Origin of the sequence: Corynebacterium sp. KPL1824, assembly GCF_000478095.1 — a bacterium.
Classification (GTDB): domain Bacteria; phylum Actinomycetota; class Actinomycetes; order Mycobacteriales; family Mycobacteriaceae; genus Corynebacterium; species Corynebacterium accolens.
Window position 1 is genome coordinate 603,280 of record NZ_KI515749.1, and the last position, 19,893, is coordinate 623,172.

Below are 19,893 nucleotides of genomic sequence, written 5' to 3' on the forward strand. Positions count from 1 at the left end.
CAAGTTGCTTTAGGTATTTAAGGTGCGGGATCCTTGAAGGGTGTTAGATCTCCTAGCCTCCAGTCCTTTGCTCGCCCTTTTTGCCATCATGGCCATCGGTTTGGCCATCGGCAAAATCAAATTCTTTGGCATCTCTTTGGGCGCCGCGGCCGCGATGTTCGTGGCGCTTGGGCTGTCTACCGCCAATCCGGATATCCAGATTCCACCGCTGGTGTATCAATTCGGCTTGGCCATTTTTGTTTATGCCATCGGCCTTAATTTCGGGCCGTCGTTCGTTCGCGAATTTGCTACCCGCGGCTGGAAGCTGACCGTCTTTATGATCGGCATGTTGGTCCTGCTCGTGGGTGTAGGCTTCGGGCTCATTCGCGTCTTCGACCTCGATACGGATGTCGCCGCGGGTATGTTTGCCGGTTCGCTATCGTCCACCCCAGGTATGGCAGCGGTGGTGGATATGCTGGGCAATTCCACCCCGGTCGTCGGTTATTCGCTGGCTTATCCGGGCGCGGTCATCGGCGCGATCCTGGTCGCCGCCATCGGCGCGAAAATACTGAAGGTGGACCATGAGGCAGACGCCAAGGAAGAGGGAATGATTCCCGCCCCGCTGGTGGCCAAAGGCGTGCGGCTGACCAAAGACTTCCCGGATACGGCCGGGCACCTGTATCAAGTAACCGGACACAGCGTAGTGGCCACCCGCGAGATCTCCGATATGGAACACCACCGGCTGGCGCAGCCGGATATGCCCCTGCGCAAGGGCGAAGCATTCCTTATTAATGGCTCCGAAAAAGACGTTGCCGGTGCCATCGAGGTGCTCGGTGAGGAATACCCCGTGGAGCTCACCCCAGAGGCGGGCCTGGAATTTAAGCGGATAACCGTGTCTAATCCGCAGGTTGCGGGCAAACGCATCCGCGATATCGATGCGCTCGAGCACGGTTTTATCATCGCGCGCGTGCGCAAGGGCGATAGCGATGCGGTGCCGCACCCGGATATGGTGCTGAATTACTCCGACCGCGTGCGCGTGGTCTGCAGCTCGCACCACGTGCGCGAAGTGCGAAAGTACTTGGGCGATTCCGAAACGGCGCTCGGCAATGCTGATCTATTGTCCATGTCCATCGGCTTGACCTTGGGAATGCTTCTGGGCCTTATTCCCATTCCTATGCCGGGCGGATCGACCCTGCAGCTGGGCTTCGGTGGCGGTCCCGTCGTGGTCGGCCTATTCCTCGGCTACCTGAATCGCACCGGCCCCATCAATTGGCAGATGCCCTTCCACACCAGGGAAACCCTCTCGAACCTGGGGCTGACGCTCTTCCTGGCGGGCGTGGGGACATCGGCAGGCGCATCGTTCCGCGATGCCCTGACGGATCCGTCCTCGCTGACCATCATCGGCGTCGGCTTTATCATTACCTTGGTATCGGCCATCCTCATCGGGGTCATCGGCATGCTGGTGCTGCGCTTGAAGTGGGACGAGGCCATGGGCTGTGCGGCCGGCATGACCACGAACCCGGCAGTATTTGCCTATATCCGGGGCCAAACCGGCACGGAGCTCGCTGGGCGCGGCTGGGCAACGGTGTACCCGACCACCATCATTGGCAAGATTATCGCCGCTCAGGTGCTGCTATTGTTATTGCTTTAGCCCCGTATGTCCCGCGCTAATTATTCACCCACTGGGTAAGCCGCCTACACTGGCAGGCACTACCCCGTGGGTGAGTGTTTGTTAGCCGCCGAGTAGCCTCGGTAATAGAACTGACAATCACTTCACCATATGTACATATAGGACCCCTTGACCCGAGGAGCGTTACTCACCCCATGACTAAATTTGCTCGCAACCTGACCACGACCATTATCGCGCTGTTTATCATTGTGATGATGGTGCTCGTTGCCGGGGCCACCCTGCGTGATGAGGATTCCTTGGAGGGCAACCTCACCAACACCTTGCAGCATGCCCCGCGGAACCTCGAGGTAATGTCGCTTATTCCTTCGGATGTCTACGGCGCCGACTACAATGCCTTCGGCTTCATCTGCTCGGGCATGGCAGAAGACAAGGTCAAGGAAGCCGCCCCGAACCCTGATGACATCACCTTCGAGGACGGCGTTGTTCCTGAGGGCAAGAGCTACGTCATGGCGCTGGGCCACAACGTTGATCCCTATGTAGAGGAATTGGATTCCTCCGAGGTGGAGGTCTGCGAGATGATCAACGCCCAGGTTAAAGCCATGGAGCAGCAGGGCCACGGCCTAGACGGCGGGGTTCCGCTGGTCCAGGGCTCCCAGCCGCTGACCTTCCAGAGTGAAGACGGCGTGTGGAAGCTGGTCGGCTAATGCGCGTCCTGGCCATCGATACGGCGACGACCGCCCTGGTCACCGGGGTAGTCGACACCGAGTCAGGGCAGATTACGCAGCGCATTCTGGCCGATGCGCGCGCACATAATGAGCGGCTCATGCCCACCATCCTCGAGGTGATGAGCGAGGCCGGGCTGGAGCTCGGCAACCTCGATGCCATCGTCGCGGGCATGGGCCCTGGCCCCTTTACCGGCTTGCGCGTTGGCATGGCCACGGCGCAGGCGCTTGCCGATGCCCTCTCCATCCCCCTCCACGGCGTCTGCACCCACGATGCCATCGCCCACGCCGCGTTAGCGGCTGCCGATGCAGCCGAGGAAAAGAACGCGGCGCTAGTTGCCACCGATGCCCGTCGCAAGGAGATTTATTGGGCCACCTACCGCGCGGGGCAACGCCTGGTCGGCCCAGACGTATCGAAGCCGGGGGAGCTTTCCGTGCAGGATATCGCGCAGGTGGTCATCCCGGAGAAGCTGGCCGACCAGCTACCGGAAGAACTCGCCACGCTGCCGCGTAGCGAGGGCGCACCCACCGCCGAGGGCTTGGTGGCCGTCGCGCGGCTCGACGCAGAACCGGCGCCATTCGTGCCCATGTACCTGCGCCGCCCCGATGCGGTTCCGCCCAAAAAGCAGCAGCTTTCCGCGGCCATTCCAGAGGTGCGCCTGTGAACCTGTGCGAGCTCACCCCCTCCGATGCGCCGCGCTGCGCCGAACTGGAAAAGGTGTTATTTCCCGGTGAAACCCCGTGGACGGAAGCGGTATTTGAGCAAGAAATGGCCCAGCCCTTCAACTTCTACCTCGGGGTGGAAGGCGCCCTCGATCCCACAGCGCCAGAGGAGGGCGAGGATCCGGTCTTATTGGGCTATGCCGGCATCGGCATGATGGGCCCAGCCGCAGATCCAGAGTTTGAAATCCACACCATCGGCGTCGATCCAAAGGCCCAGCGCCGCGGCATCGCGCGCATGATGATGGACAATATTTGCTATATCGCGGACTTAAAAAGCGCGCCCATCTTCTTAGAGGTGCGGGTGGGAAACGATCCCGCCATCGAGCTATACCGGCGCTATGGCTTTAGCATCGAGGGAATCCGCCGCAATTATTACCAGCCCTCCGGCGCGGATGCGCACGTCATGGTGCGCCCCAGCCAGTCGCCACAAGCAAGCCAGCGCGAAGCAAAGGAGCAGTAATGAAGGTCATGGGCATCGAGTCCTCCTGTGATGAGACCGGGGTGGGCATCGTCGAGCTCGACCAGGACGGCCACATGGAGATCCTCGCCAATGCCGTTGCTTCGTCGATGCAGCAGCACGCGCGCTTTGGCGGCGTCGTGCCCGAAATTGCCTCCCGCGCGCACCTGGAGGCCATGCCGCAGGTGATGCGGGCGGCGTTGGATGAGGCGGGCATCGATAAGCCAGATGCCATTGCCGCCACCGTGGGCCCGGGCCTGGCCGGCGCCCTGCTCGTCGGCGCTTCCGCTGCCAAGGCCTATGCCGCCGCGTGGGGCGTGCCTTTTTATGGCGTCAACCACCTCGGCGGCCACGTAGCCGTGGCCAACCTCGAGGGCGAGAGCCTGCCGCACTCGGTCGCGCTGCTGGTCTCCGGCGGGCACACGCAGTTGCTCGAGGTCGAGGCCGTGGGAAAGCCCATGCGCGAATTGGGCTCCACGCTTGACGATGCCGCCGGTGAAGCCTACGACAAAGTCTCCCGCCTCCTAGGGCTGGGGTACCCGGGTGGACCGGTCATCGATAAGCTGGCTAGCCGCGGAAAACCCACCATTGATTTCCCGCGCGGCATGTCGCGCGCCGAAGATCTGCGCGGCGAGCACCGGCATGATTTCTCGTTCTCGGGGCTAAAGACCTCCGTTGCGCGCTATGTGGAGCGCGCCGAAAAGGCCGGCGAGACCATCTCCGTGGAGGATGTATGCGCCTCGTTCCAAGAAGCTGTGGCCGATGTGCTCACCGCCAAGGCCATTCGCGCCTGCGAGGATACCGGGGCGAAGGTGCTCCTGCTCGGTGGCGGCGTCGTGGCCAATTCCCGGCTGCGGGAGCTGGCCGCCGAGCGCTGCAAGGCCGCTGGTGTGGAGCTGCGCGTGCCGCGGTTTAATCTGTGCACCGATAACGGCGTGATGATTGCTGCCCTCGGCGCCCAGCTCATTCATGAGGGTGCTGAGCCGTCGGGCCTGGGTATCGGCACCGATACGCAACTGGACGTGGAAGAACCACAGTTAACCTAAAGTTCTTTTTCCTCGCACTGCGGGGTGGGGGAGTCGGCGGTAACGTTTAACGCGTTCACGCCCTCTCCGCTTTAAAGGAGCTTTCTCTCATGACCGTTGGTTTCCTCGTCAACCCCGATCTCACGCGCCGAAAAATCGAGTTCGAATTAGAACACGCCAACCAGTTCTTGGGCGGCACCACCGAGGATCGCGTCTCCGTCGTATTCCAAGATGACGGCACGACCTACGCCGCGCTCTATAACCCAGAAGCCAAGCAGGAAGGCGCCGAGCCCAACCCGGTTGCATCCCTAGCGCGCAATGCCGCCGACACGGGAAACTCCGCCTTTTTGCAAGACCCCATCCGCGCTATCAGCGGCCCGGTCATCTTCGTGGATGCAGAGGGCGAGGAGGACTCCATCGATGAGGTCATCGCTTCCGTCGAGCACGGCATCCGCGCGGTGAAAAACTACCGCGAGGATTTCCCTGACGAGTACACACTCTGGCGCGCGGCGGTCATCAACTCCACGAAGAGCGCGTAAGCACCCATCCTTTAGCGTTCGGTGTGGCGCAGCCACATCAGCACGGCCTTGACGCGGCGATTGGCGTCTTCGGGCCGAAACCCGAGCTTGAGAAAAACATTGGAGACGTGCTTGCTTACCGCTCCAGCGGTTAATACCAGCTTGTCTTCGATTTCTTGGTTGCTCAATCCCTGCGCCATCAGCCCCAAAACCTCGCGTTCGCGGGCGGTTAATTGGCTCAGCCCCGTGCGCCGCGCGGAGAGCAAGGCGGTAACCACTTCTGGGTCGACGACGGTGCCACCGCCTGCCACTTCTTCCAGGGTGCGCACAAATTCGTCCACATCGGATACGCGCTCCTTGAGCAGGTAGCCGAATCCGCCGTGTTCTAAGAGCCGGTCCAAGTAGCTTGCCGCCACGTATTGGCTGAGTACCACCACCGGTTGCGACGGGTCTGCTGCTCGCACATCGTGCACGGCGCGCAGCCCATCATCGCTCATGGTGGGCGGCATGCGGACATCGCTAATGATCAGATCGAAGTCATCGCTGCCTGCGCAGGCGCGCAATTCTTCCGCATCGTTGACGGCGGTCACGCTGTGACCCAGTGCCGCCAAAAGCTGTTCTAGCCCGGCGCGCAAGAGGGCAGAATCTTCTGCCAATAAGAGTTTCATCGGGCCTCCTTTAGCGGTAGTGACATGGTCAATGTTGCTCCTTGTCCTTCTTCATGCGCGGGGGAGAAGTCGACGCTGCCGCCGAGCGCCGCGGCCCGCTCGCGCAGTCCGGCTAGGCCAGTGCCCCCAGTCGTTCCCGCGGGCTTTCCGGTGTTCGTGCCGGCGGTCGCGTCGGCGCTCGTGCCAACAGTCGCGTCGGCGCTGGTATCAGCACCGACACGGGAGTGCGCGGGGTCGGACGCGCTAGGGCCTACTCCTGTAGAGAAGCCACCGGAGCCGTTATCGCGGATGCTGAGGTGAAGATCGTCGCCAAAAGAGATGGACACGGTGGCGGCGGTGGCCGCGCCGTGGGTGGACGCGTTGGTCAGCGCCTCTGCTACCGCGTGGTAGGCCAGTAGCGCCGTCGTTTCCCCAATCGATCGTTCCGCGCCTTCGACGTGCAGTTCCGCGTCGAGCCCGCTGTGGGCCAAGAGCTCATCGAGGGCGGGGATGAGGCCGTCATCGAAAAGCACCTGTGGCGCAATGCCGCGCACGGTAGCGCGCAGGGCGGATAGGGCTTGGGTGGCGTTATGTTCGGCATCGGCAAGCGCCTGCTGGGCCTCGGGCGGGGACTGGAGTTTGGCCGCTGCCAGGTTGAGCTTGAGCGCGGTCAGGTACTGCTGGGGGCCATCGTGGAGCTCGCGCTCGATGCGGCGGCGCTCGCCCGAAAAGGCATCAATAAGCGTGGCGCGCGAGGCCGCCAATTCCTGCGCAGAGGGGCTCAGTGCGAGACGGGTGAGGGAAATGGAGGCCTTGACCAGCAGGCGGTTGAGCGCTACCAGCAGGACGAGGAGCACGGCTGCTGCCAACCAGCACACGACAAAGATCAGTGGGCGATTGTCGGTGGACCATTCGCCGATGTTGAATTCAGCCTGCGGAATAAACGGTGCGACCACCAATACGCCCGCGATAAAACCGACAAAGACCCAGTTGGCAAAGCAGGCCGCGCAAATGAGCAGCTGCAGGATGAGGTGATAAAACTGCTGCCAATCAAACCACCGGTTGGCCCGCCGTGGGGAAATATTTTCACCCATCCACGTCGCGCCGTAGCGGCCGATAGACTCCGCGGCGCGTGCGACCAGTGGAATCCACGGCAGCATGAGCACCGAAATCACCAGTCCCGGAAGAGCAAGTATTCCGAGGACGAGGCTCCACCCGTTGGCCTTGACAGTTCGCATATTCGTTCAGCCTAGCCGCCGCGCCGGGGTGGTGGCAGTAGAGCTAGCCCCACCATTTTTCGGGCAGCCTTCCCCATCGCGCGTGCGGGGCACGGCCGGTGGAATGGAGGGCATGTTGAAAGCACAGAATCTGAGCAAGCGCTACGGCAGCCATACCGCACTCGCCGAGGTGGACCTAAGCATCGAGCCGGGGGAATTTGTCGCGATTATGGGGCCATCCGGCAGCGGCAAGACAACGCTGTTGAACCTGCTATCCGGGCTGGATAAGCCCAGCTCCGGTACGGTCAACGCTCCGGGGCGCAAGGAGCGCGCCTTCGTCTTCCAGGACTATAATCTGCTGGAATCGCTGAATGCGCAGCGCAATGCCACGTTGACCGCGCGCTTTTCCGGCCGGCGCTGCAGCCGCGACGAGGTGCAGAAAACCTTCGCGTCTTTGGGGCTTGACGGACTGGAGCGCCGCCTGCCCGGGCAGCTTTCCGGCGGTCAGCAGCAGCGCGTCGCCGTCGCCCGCGCCTTGCTGGCCGGTGCGCCGTATATCTTCGCCGATGAGCCTACGGGCGCGCTTGACGATGCCACCGCCCAACTCGTCCTCACCCACCTCCGCACCGCCGCACGGGGCGGGGCCGCGGTGGTCATGGTGACCCACTCGCACCTCGCCGCGGAGGCCGCCGATCGCATTATTGAGCTCCAGGAGGCCAATCATGCTGGTGTGGCTTAAGGATTTACAAAGCAATTGGCTTTCGTGGCTTGCCGTTGCTTTGACCATGGTGGTCTCATCGGCTTCCTGCGCGCTGGCGGTATCGATGCTGGTGGCCACCTCGGACGCGGACGATGATCCCACGGGGCCTCTCGGCGGCACCGTGCTGGGCATGGCGGTCTGCACAGTGGTGTTGATCACGCTGTCGCAGATGCGGCTGATTATTGAAGAACGCGAACCCGTGTACCGCTCGTGGCGCATGATTGGAATGCCTGGGTGGATGATCAATAGCTTCATCGTGGGGCAGGTGATTGCCGTGAGTGCTATCGCTGCGCTGATAGGGACCTTCGCGGCACCCCTGTTTGTTGACCCCATGGCCGCGGCCTTTCGCAGTGACGGGATCCCCATGCCGGAGTTGGCCATAACTCCGCTAGTCATCCGCATCGCTGTATCCATCTGCGTGGCATCGGCGGTCTGCGGTGCCCTAGTGCCACTGCGCCGGGTCTTTCGCCCGCGGGTGGAACCGCGCCGCGTGTGGGTGATGCTGCGCTGCCTTGTGGCTGCCGGTTTGGTGGGCGGTGCCGTGTACGGCTGCCTGCAGATAGAGGAGCCGGCCGATAGCATCGCCGCTTCCATGGGGCTGGTCATCCTGGTGGCATTCATGACGCCATGGCTCATGCCCGCCGTGGACCAATGGACGCGACTATGCGGCATCGCCGGGGCCAATGTGCGGGTGCGCCGCCGCTTTTCCGTGCCCCATATCGTCCCGTGGGTGCTGTTTGGTGGCTTGATTGTCGCGGTCGGCTCGGGGATAAGGATGTTCAAAAGTAGTATGGGCGACTTAGACACCTTGTCGTCGGGGCAGGTCTTCGCGGCGTTTCTTGGCCCAGTCGTGGCCCCAAGCATCGTTGGTGCGGTGTTGACTTCACTCATTATGCGCTCGCGCATCGCCAGCGATGTTCGCGGCCTGCGGTTGGCCGGTGCCTCGCCAGCAGCGTGGGTGCGGGTGCAGGTGGGCGAGGCATTTTGCCTGACTGTTACTGCTGCGGTCCTAGTCATCGCCTTGAGCGTCGCGGTGGTCGCGGTGCTCAACGAGCTGTTGTATCCCGATTCTTATTCTGGGATGAGCGCGCTGCGGGAGGGCCTTGCCGGAGTGTGGTGGGCGCCGTTTGGCGCGATTTTTGGTGCAATGTTCCTAGCGCTGTGTGCGGTCAAGCTCATTCTCGCGGGATTCCTGCGCTCAACCGCCCAGATCCGCATAAACTGATGGATGAATCGCCGATATTCTGATGGGTAGAACGCGCTCAAACTGATGGGTGAAACTCTGATATTCTGATGGGTGAAACGCACTCAAACTGATGGATGGGTTTAAAATGACTGGTCAAGAAGGCTATGTTTATCTTTCGCGAGTAGAGGATTCGCGGCTTCATGGAGCCCTGCAGCGATCCGGTGGAGTGTTGATAGAAGGCCCAAAGGGCTGTGGGAAATCCGCGACCGCTCGGCAAATTGCGGGCAGTCTTGTCCAGGTGGATACGGATTTAAACCTCGACATGCAGCTCAGCACCGTCCCGGATTTGGCGTTGGAGGGGGATACGCCGCGAGTTTTTGATGAGTGGCAAGAAAAACCGCAGTTGTGGAACTTGGTGCGGCATGAGATTGACCGTCGGCAAGCGCCTGGGCAGTTCATTCTTACTGGTTCGACTGCGCCAATGGAGGAACAATCCAGGCACTCGGGTGCGGGGCGTATCGCCAGGCTGCGGATGAAGACCTTCAGTTTTTATGAGTCGGGGCATTCTAATGGCGCAGTATCATTAGCCGAATTGGTAGCTCAGGAACCCCCGCAGTCGAATGGGGAAACGGTCGTGAATGTTGCAGGGATTATCGAGCGCATGGCGCACGGAGGCTGGCCCGCAAACCGGAATTATTCCGTTGAGGCGGCGCAGGAGAATCTGCGCAGTTATATCGATACTGTGGCCCACGTGGATATCAATGCCGCCGATGGTGTGCGAAGGGACCCGGTAAAAGTAACGACACTTATTCGTTCGCTTGCCCGTGGGGTAGCCACAGAACAGTCCATTTCTTCTATTGCTACCGATATTGGTGCGCAAAGGGCTACGGTCAGCGAGTACCTTGCTGCGTTGCAGCGCATCTTCATCGCGGAAGAACAATTGGCATGGTCCTCCCATCTTCGCTCGCGGGCTAGCCTGCGAACGGCACCGAAGAGGCATCTGGCGGATCCGGCGTTGGCCGCTGCTGCCGTGGACGCGTCCCCAGACAAGTTGCTGCGCAACCTTGCCTTTGCCGGGCAGCTTTTTGAATCCCAAGTAGTCCATGACTTAGCGGTGTTAAGTGGAAAGCGCATTTTTCATGCCCGTGACGCATCTGGGCTGGAAGTAGATGCGGTATTTGAGCTGGCGGGCAGGACCGTTTTCGTAGAAATTAAATTGGGGCAAAGCCAAGAGATCATTGAGAAGGCAGCAAGCAATTTGCAGGCGTTTGCAGAACGCTTTGAATGGGAGGTCCCGCCCGTCTTGATGATCGTGACGGGAGGAAACCTGAGCTTTCGGCATCCGAGCGGAGTACACGTGGTGTCCCTGACGCACTTGGCGCCGTAGCGCAGCCCGGCAACGGGGGTCGCGTCGTTGTTGAGGGTTAGCAGTCACGAGGGTAGAGTGCTAATCAGGTTGTTTGACCCACAGTTGTTCACCCGCGACGACGGCTGTGCTGGACATCCACAACCGGCACGCGCGCGCCATTGAGCGCGCAAACGAACAATACGGAGGAAACATCATGGCAACTATTAAGCCGCTTGAGGACCGCGTCCTCGTACAGATCGTAGAAGCAGAATCCACCACCGCATCTGGCCTGGTTATCCCGGATTCCGCAAAGGAAAAGCCGCAGGAAGCTACCGTTATTGCCGTCGGCCCGGGCCGTTGGGAAGACGAAGATGACCGCATCCCAATGGACGTTAAGGAAGGCGACACCGTTGTCTTCTCCCGCTACGGCGGCACCGAGTTGAAGTACGACGGTGAAGAGTACCTGCTGCTGAGCCAGCGCGACATCCTCGCCATCATCGAGAAGTAGGAAATACTTATGGCAAAGCTTATTGCATTCGACCAAGAAGCCCGCGAGGGAATTCAGCGCGGCGTCGATACGCTGGCTGATGCCGTCAAGGTCACCCTCGGCCCCCGCGGCCGCAACGTCGTGCTGTCCAAGGCCTTCGGTGGCCCGACCGTCACCAACGACGGCGTGACCATCGCCCGCGATATCGACGTCGAGGAGCCCTTCGAGAACCTCGGCGCCCAGCTGGTCAAGTCCGTTGCGGTCAAGACCAACGACATCGCCGGCGATGGCACCACCACCGCTACCTTGCTGGCCCAGGCGCTCATTTTTGAGGGCTTGCGCAACGTTGCGGCCGGCGCTAATCCGGTAGAGCTTAACCGCGGCATCTCCGCGGCGGCGGAAAAGGCCGTCGAGGAGCTCAAGGCACGCGCCACCCCGGTCAACTCCGCCTCTGAAATTGCGCAGGTAGCCACCGTGTCCTCCCGCGATCCGGAGGTCGGCGAGATGGTTGCCGGCGCCATGGAAAAGGTGGGCAAGGATGGTGTGGTCACCGTCGAAGAGTCCCAGACCATGGACTCCACCGTGGATGTCACCGAAGGTATTTCCTTTGACAAGGGCTACCTTTCCCCGTACTTCGCTACGGAGGAAGAGACTAACCACGCCGTGCTTGACGATGCCGCCATTTTGCTCGTCCGCAACAAGATTTCTTCCCTGCCGGACTTCTTGCCGCTATTGGAAAAGATCGCGGAAACCAACCGTCCGACCCTCATCATCGCGGAAGACGTTGAGGGCGAGCCGCTGCAGGCGCTGGTGGTCAACTCCATCCGCAAGGTCCTGAAGGTCGCCGCTGTGAAGGCGCCGTACTTTGGCGAGCGCCGCAAGGGCTTCATGGATGACTTGGCCGTGGTTACCGGCGCTACCGTGGTGGACCCTGAGGTAGGCGTTAACCTCAACGAGGTTGGCCTCGAGGTGCTCGGTTCCGCGCGCCGCGTGACCATTACCAAGGAAGACACCGTGCTTGTCGATGGCGGCGGCAGTGCCGCAGCCCTCGATGATCGCCGTGAACAGATCCGCGGCGAAATCGCCCGCACCGATTCCACCTGGGATAAGGAAAAGCTCGAGGAGCGCTTGGCTAAGCTCTCCGGCGGCGTCGCCGTTATCCGCGTCGGTGCCGCAACCGAGACCGAGGTCAACGAGCGCAAGCTGCGCGTCGAGGACGCCATCAACGCCGCTCGCGCGGCCGTAGAAGAAGGCGTCATCGCCGGCGGCGGTTCCGTGCTGGTACAGATCTCCAAGGAACTCGAGTCCTTTGCCCAGGACTTTGAGGGCGAGGCTAAGGTCGGCGTGCTCGCCGTCGCCCGCGCTCTGACCCGACCGGCATTCTGGATCGCAGAAAACGCAGGCCTCGATGGCTCTGTCATCGTCTCCCGCGTATCTGAGATGGCCAACGGTGAAGGCTTTAACGCCAACTCCCTGGAGTACGGCAACCTCATCGATAACGGCATCATCGATCCCGTGAAGGTCACCCACTCCGCAGTGGTCAATGCCACCTCCGTTGCCCGCATGGTTCTTACCACCGAGGCATCCGTCGTGGAAAAGCCGCAGGAAGAAGACAACGCTGAGGCCGGTCACGGCCACGGCCATCACCACCACTAATTCCTGCGCTATAGCCCAGAGCCCGCCGCAGCCTCCCCGTCTTATTGGGTCGGCTTGCGGCGGGCTTCTGGCTTATACGTAAAGCACGCGGAAACCATAACCCGTGCGATGCCCCGGTAGGCCTTTTTAGCCGCCAGTGGCAGAAGGAGAGAGGATAGTTCACAAAAGCCGCCAAGCTTTGGGTTCCTCCTCAGCCGGCGGCCGCCTCGTCTTTAGTGGCACGCCCCAGGACTTAGCGGGCTCGAAGGAGTCCCTCACGGGGCGTTATTTGCAGCAGGCGCTGGCCAAGCAGGGCTAGTCCGGAACCCCGGACTCCCGCCCGCCGCGAGCGAGGTGTGTGGGCTTTACGCGCTAACTTAAATTGTGGCTTAAGCGTTGACCGTTGCGCGGCGACGCTTGCGCAGCGCCACCACGCGCTCAGACTCGCTCATTCCGCCCCAGACGCCATACGGTTCGGCCGAACGCAGGGCGTGCTCGCGGCAGAGCTCGATAACCGGGCAGGAATTGCAGATGGCCTTGGCGCGGTTTTCGCGCTGGGCACGGGCGCGGCCACGCTCTCCGTCTGGATGGTAAAACACGTCCGAGTTTTCACCGCGGCACGCACCTTGCAACTGCCAATCCCATACATCTGCAGTAGGTCCGAGAAGAGACTTGGACTGAGACACGTTTCTTAAGCTCCTTATAACAGGACGAGAATTCTTACGCTGGCGGCCGGTGGAGAGTCATCCGCGAACCGCAACGATTTGTAGTGTGTCGCGTCTTGGTAAACAAAGGGTTACTAGTATTTAACTTCTAGGTATTGTATCTATTTATGGGACTCGTTAGCGCCCATTTACCTGCAATAATGACTAAGGTTAACGAATTATGAATTTTCCTCTTTCTATTGTGCAGGGGGCATAAACCCGCCTTCAATGCGGGTACAACCGCTGGGCGCGGGTTTCTTGGTGGGGTTTTCCTTGCTGGGGCATCGCCAAGCAAGGGCAGTGCCGAGGCGGAGGTGTGCAACGCAATAGTCCCTTTGCACTCCCTGCCCCAGAGGAAATATGGTTGAATATCGATTTAATAGTCTGCAGAGGGTGCACTCGTGAGCGATAAGGATAAAGAGCTAGCGGAACTCGTCCCGCTGGCCGCTGGTGGTAGCCGCCGCGCACTGCAATCTATCCTGCAAATTATTCATCCGCAGGTGCTGCGTTATTGCCGCGCGCGCATCGGTGGCGGGCGCCAGCCCACCGCGGAAGACGTGACCCAAGAAATCTGCCTCGCCGTCGCCACCTCTATCGATTCCTATGAAGACAAGGGCCGGCCGTTTATGGCCTATGTCTACGGCATCGCTTTTAATAAGGTCACCGATGCCCACCGCGCCATGGGCCGCGACCGCTCTACACCCACCGAAGAGCTTCCAGAAAGCACCGCGAACGAGGCGACTCCCGAGGAATGGGCGCTGGAAAATGACGGTAGTAACAGAATGCGCGCCTTGCTCGATACCTTAAGTGACAAGGCAAAAAACATCGTTATTTTGCGCGTGTTCGTTGGTCTTTCGGCAGAAGAAACCGCCGATATCGTGGGGTCTACCCCGGGTGCGGTTCGCGTCGCACAGCACCGAGCTCTCGCACAATTGCGAAAGGCTCTTGGGTAACAACTAGCTACCGAGGGCTAAAGCCACAACCCCCGCTCTAGTCGCACGCGTACACCTTAAGAAAGGAAGGAGGGACAGAAACCATCATGGCCTCCAAACATTCTAAAAAGAATAACGATGACCTGACGGAGCAGCTCCAGCCCTTGGTAGATGATGATGCATTCCTCACCGAGCTGTCGCAGGGTAAAGATCCCTCCAATGGCAGCGATGAGCTCGCTGGGCTGCTGTTGGGGCTGAAGGGGGACATCGATAAGCAGATGCCGCCAGCCCCGCGCGTGGATGGGGTAGAGGAAGAACCGGAAGTCGTAAGCCTCAATAAGGTGCGGTCTCGCCGGCGCAATCGCCCCGTGATGCATGGGCTTATCGGCGCGGCCGCCGCCACCGTGATCCTCGCCGGTGCGGGCGGGGTCATGGTTAATTCCGGCGCCTTTGATCATCCAGATGAAACCCGCAACGTGGAGCTGGCCGGGACCTTAGATGAGATGGAATCCCGCGCGGCAGAGGGAGATATCGAAGGCGCGCGCGAGCTCATGAAGGAAGCCCGCGCCAAGCTCGAAGAGGCCGAAGGCAAGGAAGAAAACGCCATCGCCGCCAAGGAAGAGGCCGAAAAGAAGCGCTCTGCCCGTCCGAAGCACACGACCGTGACGGAAACCGCCACCGAGACCGTGCCGGGGCAGCAGCCGCAGGACAAGCCCGAACCGGCGCCGAAGACCGTGACGGAAACGCAGTACCAGACCTCAACCGTGGTGGTAACGGAGCAAGCACCGGAGAACTCGCAGCCGGAGACGCGCGAGCCCGAAGAAAGCCCCACCACAACCATTCAGTTGGGGCCAGGCTCCGAGTAACAGGCTTCGAGTAACGAGGGCAGGGCTAAAGCCCTCGCACTAAAGCCCTAGCGGTTTTCCAAGCCGTCCAAGTAACCCAGCGCGTAGTCCCACGGCACGTAGCGGCGCGGGTCCGGCTCTGCTCCAGGCTCGTGCACTGGGGCAAGCTCGCCTGCCAGCGTGGCGCGCATATTGGCGGCCATAATGTCCCACTCGTAGAAGTGGTTTTCCTGGCAGTCTTCACACAGGAAGAAGATGCCATCGATCCCGCGCGGGCCGAGCACACTTGCGAATTTCTCTACCAGGGCGAGATCGTGGATGAGGGCGAGGCGGTCTTCATCGGAAAGCGGCATGACCTGCTCGTCCTCCTCCAAGAAGGAGGCGGGGTCATTCGGATCGTCTGCAAAAGGATCGCGGGGCATATTGGCGAAGAAGTTCACGCCTGCGAGCCTATTGAACTTGCCCGCTTAAGGCAATTAACCCCTAGCCTGAATGGTGTCATTGGCCGGGCACGCACTACAGTTGGGGTAGCCGCTGAACCTGTTTAAGGAGATACCTCGATGAGCGATTACCCTATTCACACTGGTGGAGATGACCCGAACAAGGTAGCCCTGCGCGGCTTGACCTTTGATGACGTGCTTCTTTTGCCCGCCGAGTCCAATATCGTGCCCTCCGAGGTCGATACCGGCGCGCAATTTACCCGCAATATTCGCCTAGGCGTGCCGCTGGCATCCGCAGCGATGGATACCGTGACCGAGGCCCGCATGGCCATCGCCATGGCGCGCCAGGGCGGCATCGGTGTGCTGCACCGCAACCTGTCTGCGGAAGCGCAAGCTGAGCAGGTAGAAATCGTCAAACGCTCCGAGTCCGGCATGGTTACGGACCCGGTCACCGCCCGCCCCGAGATGACCATTGGCGAGGTCGACGCCCTGTGCGCCCGCTTCCGCATTTCCGGCCTGCCGGTCGTGGATAAGGACGGCACCCTGCTGGGCATTTGCACCAACCGCGATATGCGTTTTGAGCCGGATTTTGACCGCAAGGTCAGCGATGTCATGACCGCGATGCCGCTCGTCGTCGCGCGCGAGGGCGTGTCCAAGGACGAGGCCCTGGAGCTTCTGTCGGCCAATAAGGTAGAAAAGCTGCCGATCGTTGATGCCGATAACAAGCTCATTGGCCTTATTACCGTCAAGGACTTCGTAAAATCCGAGCAGTACCCCAACGCCTCCAAGGATGCCTCCGGCCGCCTGTTGGTTGCCGCGGGCATTGGCACCGGTGAGGAGTCCTATCAGCGCGCCGCCGCGCTTGTCGATGCCGGCGTTGACGCCCTCGTCGTCGACTCCGCCCACGCCCACAACAACCGCGTGCTCGAGATGGTCTCCCGCGTGAAGAAGGACTTCGGCGACAAGGTCGATGTCATCGGCGGCAACCTCGCCACCCGCGAGGCCGCCCAGGCGATGATCGACGCCGGCGCGGACGCCATCAAGGTCGGCATCGGCCCGGGCTCCATCTGCACCACCCGCGTCGTCGCCGGCGTCGGCGCGCCGCAGATCACCGCGCTGATGGAGGCCGCAGCCGTCGCCGCTCCCGCGGGCGTGCCGGTCATCGGCGATGGCGGCATGCAGTACTCCGGTGACATCGCCAAGGCGTTGGCCGCCGGTGCCGATACCGTCATGCTGGGCTCCATGTTTGCCGGCACCACTGAGGCGCCCGGTGACATCGTGGTCTACCAGGGCAAGCAGTACAAGCGCTACCGCGGCATGGGCTCCATGGGCGCTATGCAGGGCCGCGGGCTCTCCGGCGAAAAGCGTTCCTACTCCAAGGACCGCTACTTCCAGGCCGACGTACGCAGCGAGGACAAGCTGGTGCCAGAAGGCGTGGAGGGTCGCGTGCCCTTCCGCGGTGAGATCGATGCCATCGTGCACCAAATCATCGGCGGCCTGCGCGCGGCCATGGGCTACACCGGCTCGGCCACCCTAGATGAGCTCAAGACCAAGCGATTTGTCCAGATCACCGCCGCGGGACTGAAGGAATCCCACCCGCACCACCTGCAGCAAATCGCCGAAGCCCCGAACTACCGCTAGGACAATCATGCGTGAATACGCCGAAATCGGCATCGGCCGCGAGTCCCGCCGCACCTTTGATTTAGACCAGGTCTCCATCGTTCCCCAGCGCCGCACGCGCTCGTCCAAGGACGTGGATACCACCTGGAATATCGATGCCTATACCTTCGATACCCCCTTCGTTTCGCACCCCACCGATGCGCTCGCCACGCCCGAGTTCGTCATCGAGATGGGCAAGCAGGGCGGGCTCGGTGTCATCAACGCCGAAGGCCTGTGGGGCCGCCACGAGGACCTTGAGGGTGCCTTGGCGCGCATCTATTCCCAACCGGGCGATAACTCCACCATTCAGGAGTTGCACGCCGCCCCGCTTGACGATGCCCTCCTTGCCTCCCGCATCGCCCAAGTGCGCGAGTCCGGCGTGACCGTCGCCGTGCGCGTTTCGCCCCAAAATGCCCGCGAGATGGCGCCCAAGGCCATCGCGGCTGGGGCCGAGTTACTGTTTATCCAGGGCACGCTGCTGTCCGCGGAGCACGTCGCCACGGGCGGCGAGCCGCTGAACCTGAAGGAATTTATCGGCTCGCTCGAAGTACCCGTCATCGCCGGTGGCGTGGCGGACTACACCACGGCGCTGCACCTGATGCGCACCGGGGCGGCCGGCGTCATCGTGGGCGCGGGCGTGACGACCAACGCGGAAACCGTCGGCATCGATACCGCCATGGCCACCGCCATTGCCGATGCCGCCGCCGCCCGCCGCGACTACCTCGACGAGACCGAAGGCCGCTACGTGCACATCATTGCGGATGCGGAATTCGATAACTCCGGGACCATCGCCAAGGCCTTCGCCTGCGGCGCCGATAGCGTCGCGCTCGGCCCCCTTCTTGCCCAGGCCCGAGAGGCAGGCGGTAGGGGATGGTACTGGCCGGCTACCGCAGGCCACCCGCGGTTCCCGCGCGGCTACGCGCAGTTCGCGGGCGTCGATACCGACCTCGATGTGGATTTCCTCACCGCAGGCGATGCCGCACCCGCGGCTGCGCCGAGCCTGGAAACCGTGCTGCACGGCCCATCCAGCGAACCATTCGGCCGCACCAACCTCGTGGGTGCGCTGCGGCGTGCCCTCGCAAAGTGCGGGTACACCGATTTGAAGTCCTTCCAGAAGGTCGAACTCGCGGTTCGCTACTAAGTAGCGCGCGGCGCGCCTCGCACGGTGCGGGCTCGCGCTGCTGCGCCCCGAGTCCCACCGCGCGCCGAATCGCTGCGCCCGGCGCCGCCGCGCCCACGGCTTCCTGGCGCACCCTGTGTTACTTGCGTCCATGGGCCCTCGCGCACCCCGATTCGCTTGCGCGGCCCGCGCCACCACGGCGCGAAAGCCGCCGCAATGCCCTACATGAGCAAGCGCTTCCTGGGCCGCGGGGCCTATGGGTTAGACTATGGGGCGTGACTAAGCCAAATACTACCCCGCGCCCAGTCCTCGTCGTGGACTTTGGCGCTCAGTACGCGCAGCTCATTGCCCGCCGCGTGCGCGAGGCCAAAATCTATTCCGAGGTTGTTTCCAACTCTGCCTCCATCGAGGAGATTAAAGCTAAAGACCCCGCCGCGCTCATTTTGTCCGGTGGCCCGTCTTCCGTCTATGCCGATGGCGCCCCAGCGCTCAAACCGGAACTGCTGGATCTCGGCGTCCCGGTCTTCGGTATTTGCTACGGCTTTCAAGCCATGAACCACATCCTCGGCGGTACCGTATCGTCTACCGGTGAGCGTGAATACGGCCGCACCGACATCGACGTCAAGGGCGGCATCCTGCACGAGGGCCTCGAGCCCACGCATAAGGTGTGGATGTCGCACGGCGATGCCGTCTCCGCGGCCCCCGAAGGCTTTGCGGTAACGGCTACCTCCGCTGGCGCGCCCGTGGCCGCCATGGAGTGCCCGGCCAAGCAGATGGCCGGTGTGCAATACCACCCAGAGGTGCTGCACTCGCCGCACGGCCAAGAAGTGCTCACCCGCTTCCTCACGGAGATCGCCGGTCTGGAGCAGAACTGGACCGCCGATAATATCGCCGAGCAGCTCATCGCGGATATTCGCGCTCAAGTAGGCGAGGAGGGCCGCGCGATTTGCGGCCTGTCCGGCGGCGTGGACTCTGCGGTCGCTGCAGCCTTGGTGCAGCGCGCCATCGGCGATCGCCTGACCTGCGTCTTCGTCGACCACGGCCTGCTGCGCGCGGGCGAGCGCGAGCAGGTCGAAACTGACTTCGTGGCCTCGACCGGCGCCAAGCTGGTTACCGCCGACGAGCGTTCGGCTTTCCTGCAGAAGCTCGCTGGCGTGAGCGACCCCGAGGAAAAGCGCAAGGCCATCGGTGCGGAGTTCATCCGCTCCTTCGAGCGCGCCGTGGCCGGCGTGCTTGACGATGCCCCCGCCGGCTCCACCGTCGACTACCTCGTCCAAGGCACCTTGTACCCGGACGTCGTCGAATCTGGCGGCGGCGACGGCACCGCCAATATTAAGTCGCACCACAACGTCGGCGGCCTCCCGGATGACGTCGAGTTCGAGCTCGTCGAGCCGCTGCGCCTGCTCTTTAAGGACGAGGTGCGCGCGGTGGGCCGCGAGTTGGGCCTGCCGGAAGAGATCGTCGGCCGACAGCCCTTCCCGGGTCCCGGCCTGGGCATCCGCATCATCGGCGAGGTCACCGAGGACCGCCTCGAGACCCTGCGCCAGGCGGATCTGATTGCCCGCACCGAGCTGACCAATGCCGGATTGGACGAGCAGATTTGGCAGTGCCCGGTCGTGCTGCTTGCCGATGTCCGCTCCGTCGGCGTCCAAGGCGATGGCCGCACCTACGGCCACCCCATCGTGCTGCGCCCGGTATCTTCCGAGGACGCCATGACCGCGGACTGGACCCGCTTGCCCTATGACGTGCTAGAGAGGATCTCTACCCGCATTACCAACGAGGTTAAGGACGTCAACCGCGTGGTCTTGGATTGCACCTCCAAGCCACCGGGAACCATCGAGTGGGAGTAAAACCCACAA

At 62.0% G+C, this 19,893-nt stretch carries 20 protein-coding genes; 16 read left to right on the forward strand and 4 right to left on the reverse strand.

Annotation, left to right across the window (positions count from 1 at the left end; genetic code table 11):
* The first annotated feature begins 40 nt into the window (after positions 1 to 40).
* From HMPREF1267_RS02820 to HMPREF1267_RS02845, 6 genes are all read left to right on the forward strand, one after another.
* Complete coding sequence (locus tag HMPREF1267_RS02820; RefSeq protein WP_023028311.1) at positions 41 to 1,630, forward strand: aspartate:alanine exchanger family transporter; 1,590 nt, start codon at positions 41 to 43, stop codon at positions 1,628 to 1,630.
* A gap of 173 nt (positions 1,631 to 1,803) precedes the next feature.
* Positions 1,804 to 2,313 carry a hypothetical protein gene (locus tag HMPREF1267_RS02825; RefSeq protein WP_023028312.1) on the forward strand — a complete coding sequence of 170 codons (510 nt, stop codon included), beginning with the start codon at positions 1,804 to 1,806 and terminating at the stop codon, positions 2,311 to 2,313.
* On the forward strand, positions 2,313 to 2,996 hold the full coding sequence (gene tsaB, locus HMPREF1267_RS02830) for a tRNA (adenosine(37)-N6)-threonylcarbamoyltransferase complex dimerization subunit type 1 TsaB (protein WP_023028313.1): 684 nt from the start codon (positions 2,313 to 2,315) through the stop codon (positions 2,994 to 2,996). Before HMPREF1267_RS02825 ends, tsaB begins: the two co-directional genes overlap by 1 nt.
* Positions 2,993 to 3,514, forward strand: a complete 522-nt coding sequence (gene rimI, locus HMPREF1267_RS02835; RefSeq protein WP_023028314.1) for a ribosomal protein S18-alanine N-acetyltransferase — start codon at positions 2,993 to 2,995, stop codon at positions 3,512 to 3,514. The genes tsaB and rimI overlap by 4 nt, the downstream gene beginning before the upstream one ends.
* Positions 3,514 to 4,557: a tRNA (adenosine(37)-N6)-threonylcarbamoyltransferase complex transferase subunit TsaD gene (tsaD, locus tag HMPREF1267_RS02840; protein WP_023028315.1), complete on the forward strand. Its 1,044-nt coding sequence runs from the start codon at positions 3,514 to 3,516 to the stop codon at positions 4,555 to 4,557. Before rimI ends, tsaD begins: the two co-directional genes overlap by 1 nt.
* 89 nt (positions 4,558 to 4,646) lie before the next feature.
* Positions 4,647 to 5,075 (forward strand): hypothetical protein, encoded by a 429-nt coding sequence (locus HMPREF1267_RS02845; RefSeq protein WP_005277173.1) that lies wholly within the window; start codon positions 4,647 to 4,649, stop codon positions 5,073 to 5,075.
* A gap of 11 nt (positions 5,076 to 5,086) precedes the next feature.
* On the opposite strand, the gene HMPREF1267_RS02850 is transcribed toward HMPREF1267_RS02845, so the two are convergent.
* The gene (locus tag HMPREF1267_RS02850) at positions 5,087 to 5,722 is read right to left on the reverse strand and encodes a response regulator transcription factor (RefSeq protein ID WP_023028316.1); all 636 of its coding nucleotides are present in this window, start codon (positions 5,720 to 5,722) and stop codon (positions 5,087 to 5,089) included.
* Complete coding sequence (locus tag HMPREF1267_RS02855; RefSeq protein ID WP_023028317.1) at positions 5,719 to 6,939, reverse strand: sensor histidine kinase; 1,221 nt, start codon at positions 6,937 to 6,939, stop codon at positions 5,719 to 5,721. The genes HMPREF1267_RS02850 and HMPREF1267_RS02855 overlap by 4 nt, the downstream gene beginning before the upstream one ends.
* A 112-nt stretch (positions 6,940 to 7,051) precedes the next feature.
* Here HMPREF1267_RS02855 and HMPREF1267_RS02860 point away from each other — a divergent pair, with 112 nt between their 5' ends.
* The 5 genes from HMPREF1267_RS02860 (at position 7,052) to groL (ending at position 12,355) form a co-directional block, all read left to right on the forward strand.
* Positions 7,052 to 7,657: an ABC transporter ATP-binding protein gene (locus HMPREF1267_RS02860; RefSeq protein ID WP_023028318.1), complete on the forward strand. Its 606-nt coding sequence runs from the start codon at positions 7,052 to 7,054 to the stop codon at positions 7,655 to 7,657.
* Positions 7,641 to 8,903 (forward strand): FtsX-like permease family protein, encoded by a 1,263-nt coding sequence (locus HMPREF1267_RS02865; protein ID WP_023028319.1) that lies wholly within the window; start codon positions 7,641 to 7,643, stop codon positions 8,901 to 8,903. The genes HMPREF1267_RS02860 and HMPREF1267_RS02865 overlap by 17 nt, the downstream gene beginning before the upstream one ends.
* 106 nt (positions 8,904 to 9,009) lie before the next feature.
* Complete coding sequence (locus tag HMPREF1267_RS02870) at positions 9,010 to 10,251, forward strand: ATP-binding protein (RefSeq protein WP_023028320.1); 1,242 nt, start codon at positions 9,010 to 9,012, stop codon at positions 10,249 to 10,251.
* A 175-nt stretch (positions 10,252 to 10,426) separates the two neighbouring features.
* Positions 10,427 to 10,720, forward strand: coding sequence for a co-chaperone GroES (gene groES / locus HMPREF1267_RS02875; RefSeq protein WP_023028321.1), 294 nt, complete (start codon positions 10,427 to 10,429; stop codon positions 10,718 to 10,720).
* Between the two features lie 9 nt (positions 10,721 to 10,729).
* Positions 10,730 to 12,355 carry a chaperonin GroEL gene (gene groL / locus HMPREF1267_RS02880; protein WP_023028322.1) on the forward strand — a complete coding sequence of 542 codons (1,626 nt, stop codon included), beginning with the start codon at positions 10,730 to 10,732 and terminating at the stop codon, positions 12,353 to 12,355.
* A 368-nt stretch (positions 12,356 to 12,723) separates the two neighbouring features.
* On the opposite strand, the gene HMPREF1267_RS02885 is transcribed toward groL, so the two are convergent.
* Complete coding sequence (locus tag HMPREF1267_RS02885) at positions 12,724 to 13,020, reverse strand: WhiB family transcriptional regulator (protein ID WP_023016784.1); 297 nt, start codon at positions 13,018 to 13,020, stop codon at positions 12,724 to 12,726.
* Positions 13,021 to 13,439: 419 nt separating this feature from the next.
* Here HMPREF1267_RS02885 and HMPREF1267_RS02890 point away from each other — a divergent pair, with 419 nt between their 5' ends.
* Together HMPREF1267_RS02890 and HMPREF1267_RS02895 are read left to right on the forward strand one after the other, a co-directional pair.
* Positions 13,440 to 13,991, forward strand: a complete 552-nt coding sequence (locus tag HMPREF1267_RS02890) for a sigma-70 family RNA polymerase sigma factor (protein ID WP_023028323.1) — start codon at positions 13,440 to 13,442, stop codon at positions 13,989 to 13,991.
* Between the two features lie 86 nt (positions 13,992 to 14,077).
* Complete coding sequence (locus tag HMPREF1267_RS02895) at positions 14,078 to 14,836, forward strand: hypothetical protein (protein ID WP_023028324.1); 759 nt, start codon at positions 14,078 to 14,080, stop codon at positions 14,834 to 14,836.
* A 47-nt stretch (positions 14,837 to 14,883) separates the two neighbouring features.
* On the opposite strand, the gene HMPREF1267_RS02900 is transcribed toward HMPREF1267_RS02895, so the two are convergent.
* Positions 14,884 to 15,255 (reverse strand): DUF5319 domain-containing protein, encoded by a 372-nt coding sequence (locus tag HMPREF1267_RS02900; RefSeq protein ID WP_023028325.1) that lies wholly within the window; start codon positions 15,253 to 15,255, stop codon positions 14,884 to 14,886.
* A gap of 120 nt (positions 15,256 to 15,375) precedes the next feature.
* Here HMPREF1267_RS02900 and guaB point away from each other — a divergent pair, with 120 nt between their 5' ends.
* From guaB to guaA, 3 genes are all read left to right on the forward strand, one after another.
* Positions 15,376 to 16,896, forward strand: coding sequence for an IMP dehydrogenase (gene guaB / locus HMPREF1267_RS02905; RefSeq protein ID WP_023028326.1), 1,521 nt, complete (start codon positions 15,376 to 15,378; stop codon positions 16,894 to 16,896).
* 7 nt (positions 16,897 to 16,903) lie between these two features.
* On the forward strand, positions 16,904 to 18,055 hold the full coding sequence (locus HMPREF1267_RS02910; RefSeq protein WP_023028327.1) for a GuaB3 family IMP dehydrogenase-related protein: 1,152 nt from the start codon (positions 16,904 to 16,906) through the stop codon (positions 18,053 to 18,055).
* Positions 18,056 to 18,309: 254 nt separating this feature from the next.
* Positions 18,310 to 19,884 (forward strand): glutamine-hydrolyzing GMP synthase, encoded by a 1,575-nt coding sequence (guaA, locus tag HMPREF1267_RS02915; RefSeq protein ID WP_023028328.1) that lies wholly within the window; start codon positions 18,310 to 18,312, stop codon positions 19,882 to 19,884.
* Positions 19,885 to 19,893: the final 9 nt, after the last annotated feature.

Bases quoted from the DNA above. Each gene is read 5' to 3' on its own strand.
- HMPREF1267_RS02895 (WP_023028324.1), top strand. From the start codon at position 14,078: ATGGCCTCCAAACATTCTAAAAAGAATAACGATGACCTGACGGAGCAG.
- tsaD (WP_023028315.1), top strand. From the start codon at position 3,514: ATGAAGGTCATGGGCATCGAGTCCTCCTGTGATGAGACCGGGGTGGGC.
- tsaB (WP_023028313.1), top strand. From the start codon at position 2,313: ATGCGCGTCCTGGCCATCGATACGGCGACGACCGCCCTGGTCACCGGG.
- HMPREF1267_RS02850 (WP_023028316.1), bottom strand. From the start codon at position 5,722: ATGAAACTCTTATTGGCAGAAGATTCTGCCCTCTTGCGCGCCGGGCTA.
- HMPREF1267_RS02825 (WP_023028312.1), top strand. From the start codon at position 1,804: ATGACTAAATTTGCTCGCAACCTGACCACGACCATTATCGCGCTGTTT.
- groL (WP_023028322.1), top strand. From the start codon at position 10,730: ATGGCAAAGCTTATTGCATTCGACCAAGAAGCCCGCGAGGGAATTCAG.
- HMPREF1267_RS02870 (WP_023028320.1), top strand. From the start codon at position 9,010: ATGACTGGTCAAGAAGGCTATGTTTATCTTTCGCGAGTAGAGGATTCG.
- groES (WP_023028321.1), top strand. From the start codon at position 10,427: ATGGCAACTATTAAGCCGCTTGAGGACCGCGTCCTCGTACAGATCGTA.
- HMPREF1267_RS02910 (WP_023028327.1), top strand. From the start codon at position 16,904: ATGCGTGAATACGCCGAAATCGGCATCGGCCGCGAGTCCCGCCGCACC.
- HMPREF1267_RS02860 (WP_023028318.1), top strand. From the start codon at position 7,052: ATGTTGAAAGCACAGAATCTGAGCAAGCGCTACGGCAGCCATACCGCA.
- HMPREF1267_RS02845 (WP_005277173.1), top strand. From the start codon at position 4,647: ATGACCGTTGGTTTCCTCGTCAACCCCGATCTCACGCGCCGAAAAATC.
- guaB (WP_023028326.1), top strand. From the start codon at position 15,376: ATGAGCGATTACCCTATTCACACTGGTGGAGATGACCCGAACAAGGTA.
- HMPREF1267_RS02855 (WP_023028317.1), bottom strand. From the start codon at position 6,939: ATGCGAACTGTCAAGGCCAACGGGTGGAGCCTCGTCCTCGGAATACTT.
- HMPREF1267_RS02865 (WP_023028319.1), top strand. From the start codon at position 7,641: ATGCTGGTGTGGCTTAAGGATTTACAAAGCAATTGGCTTTCGTGGCTT.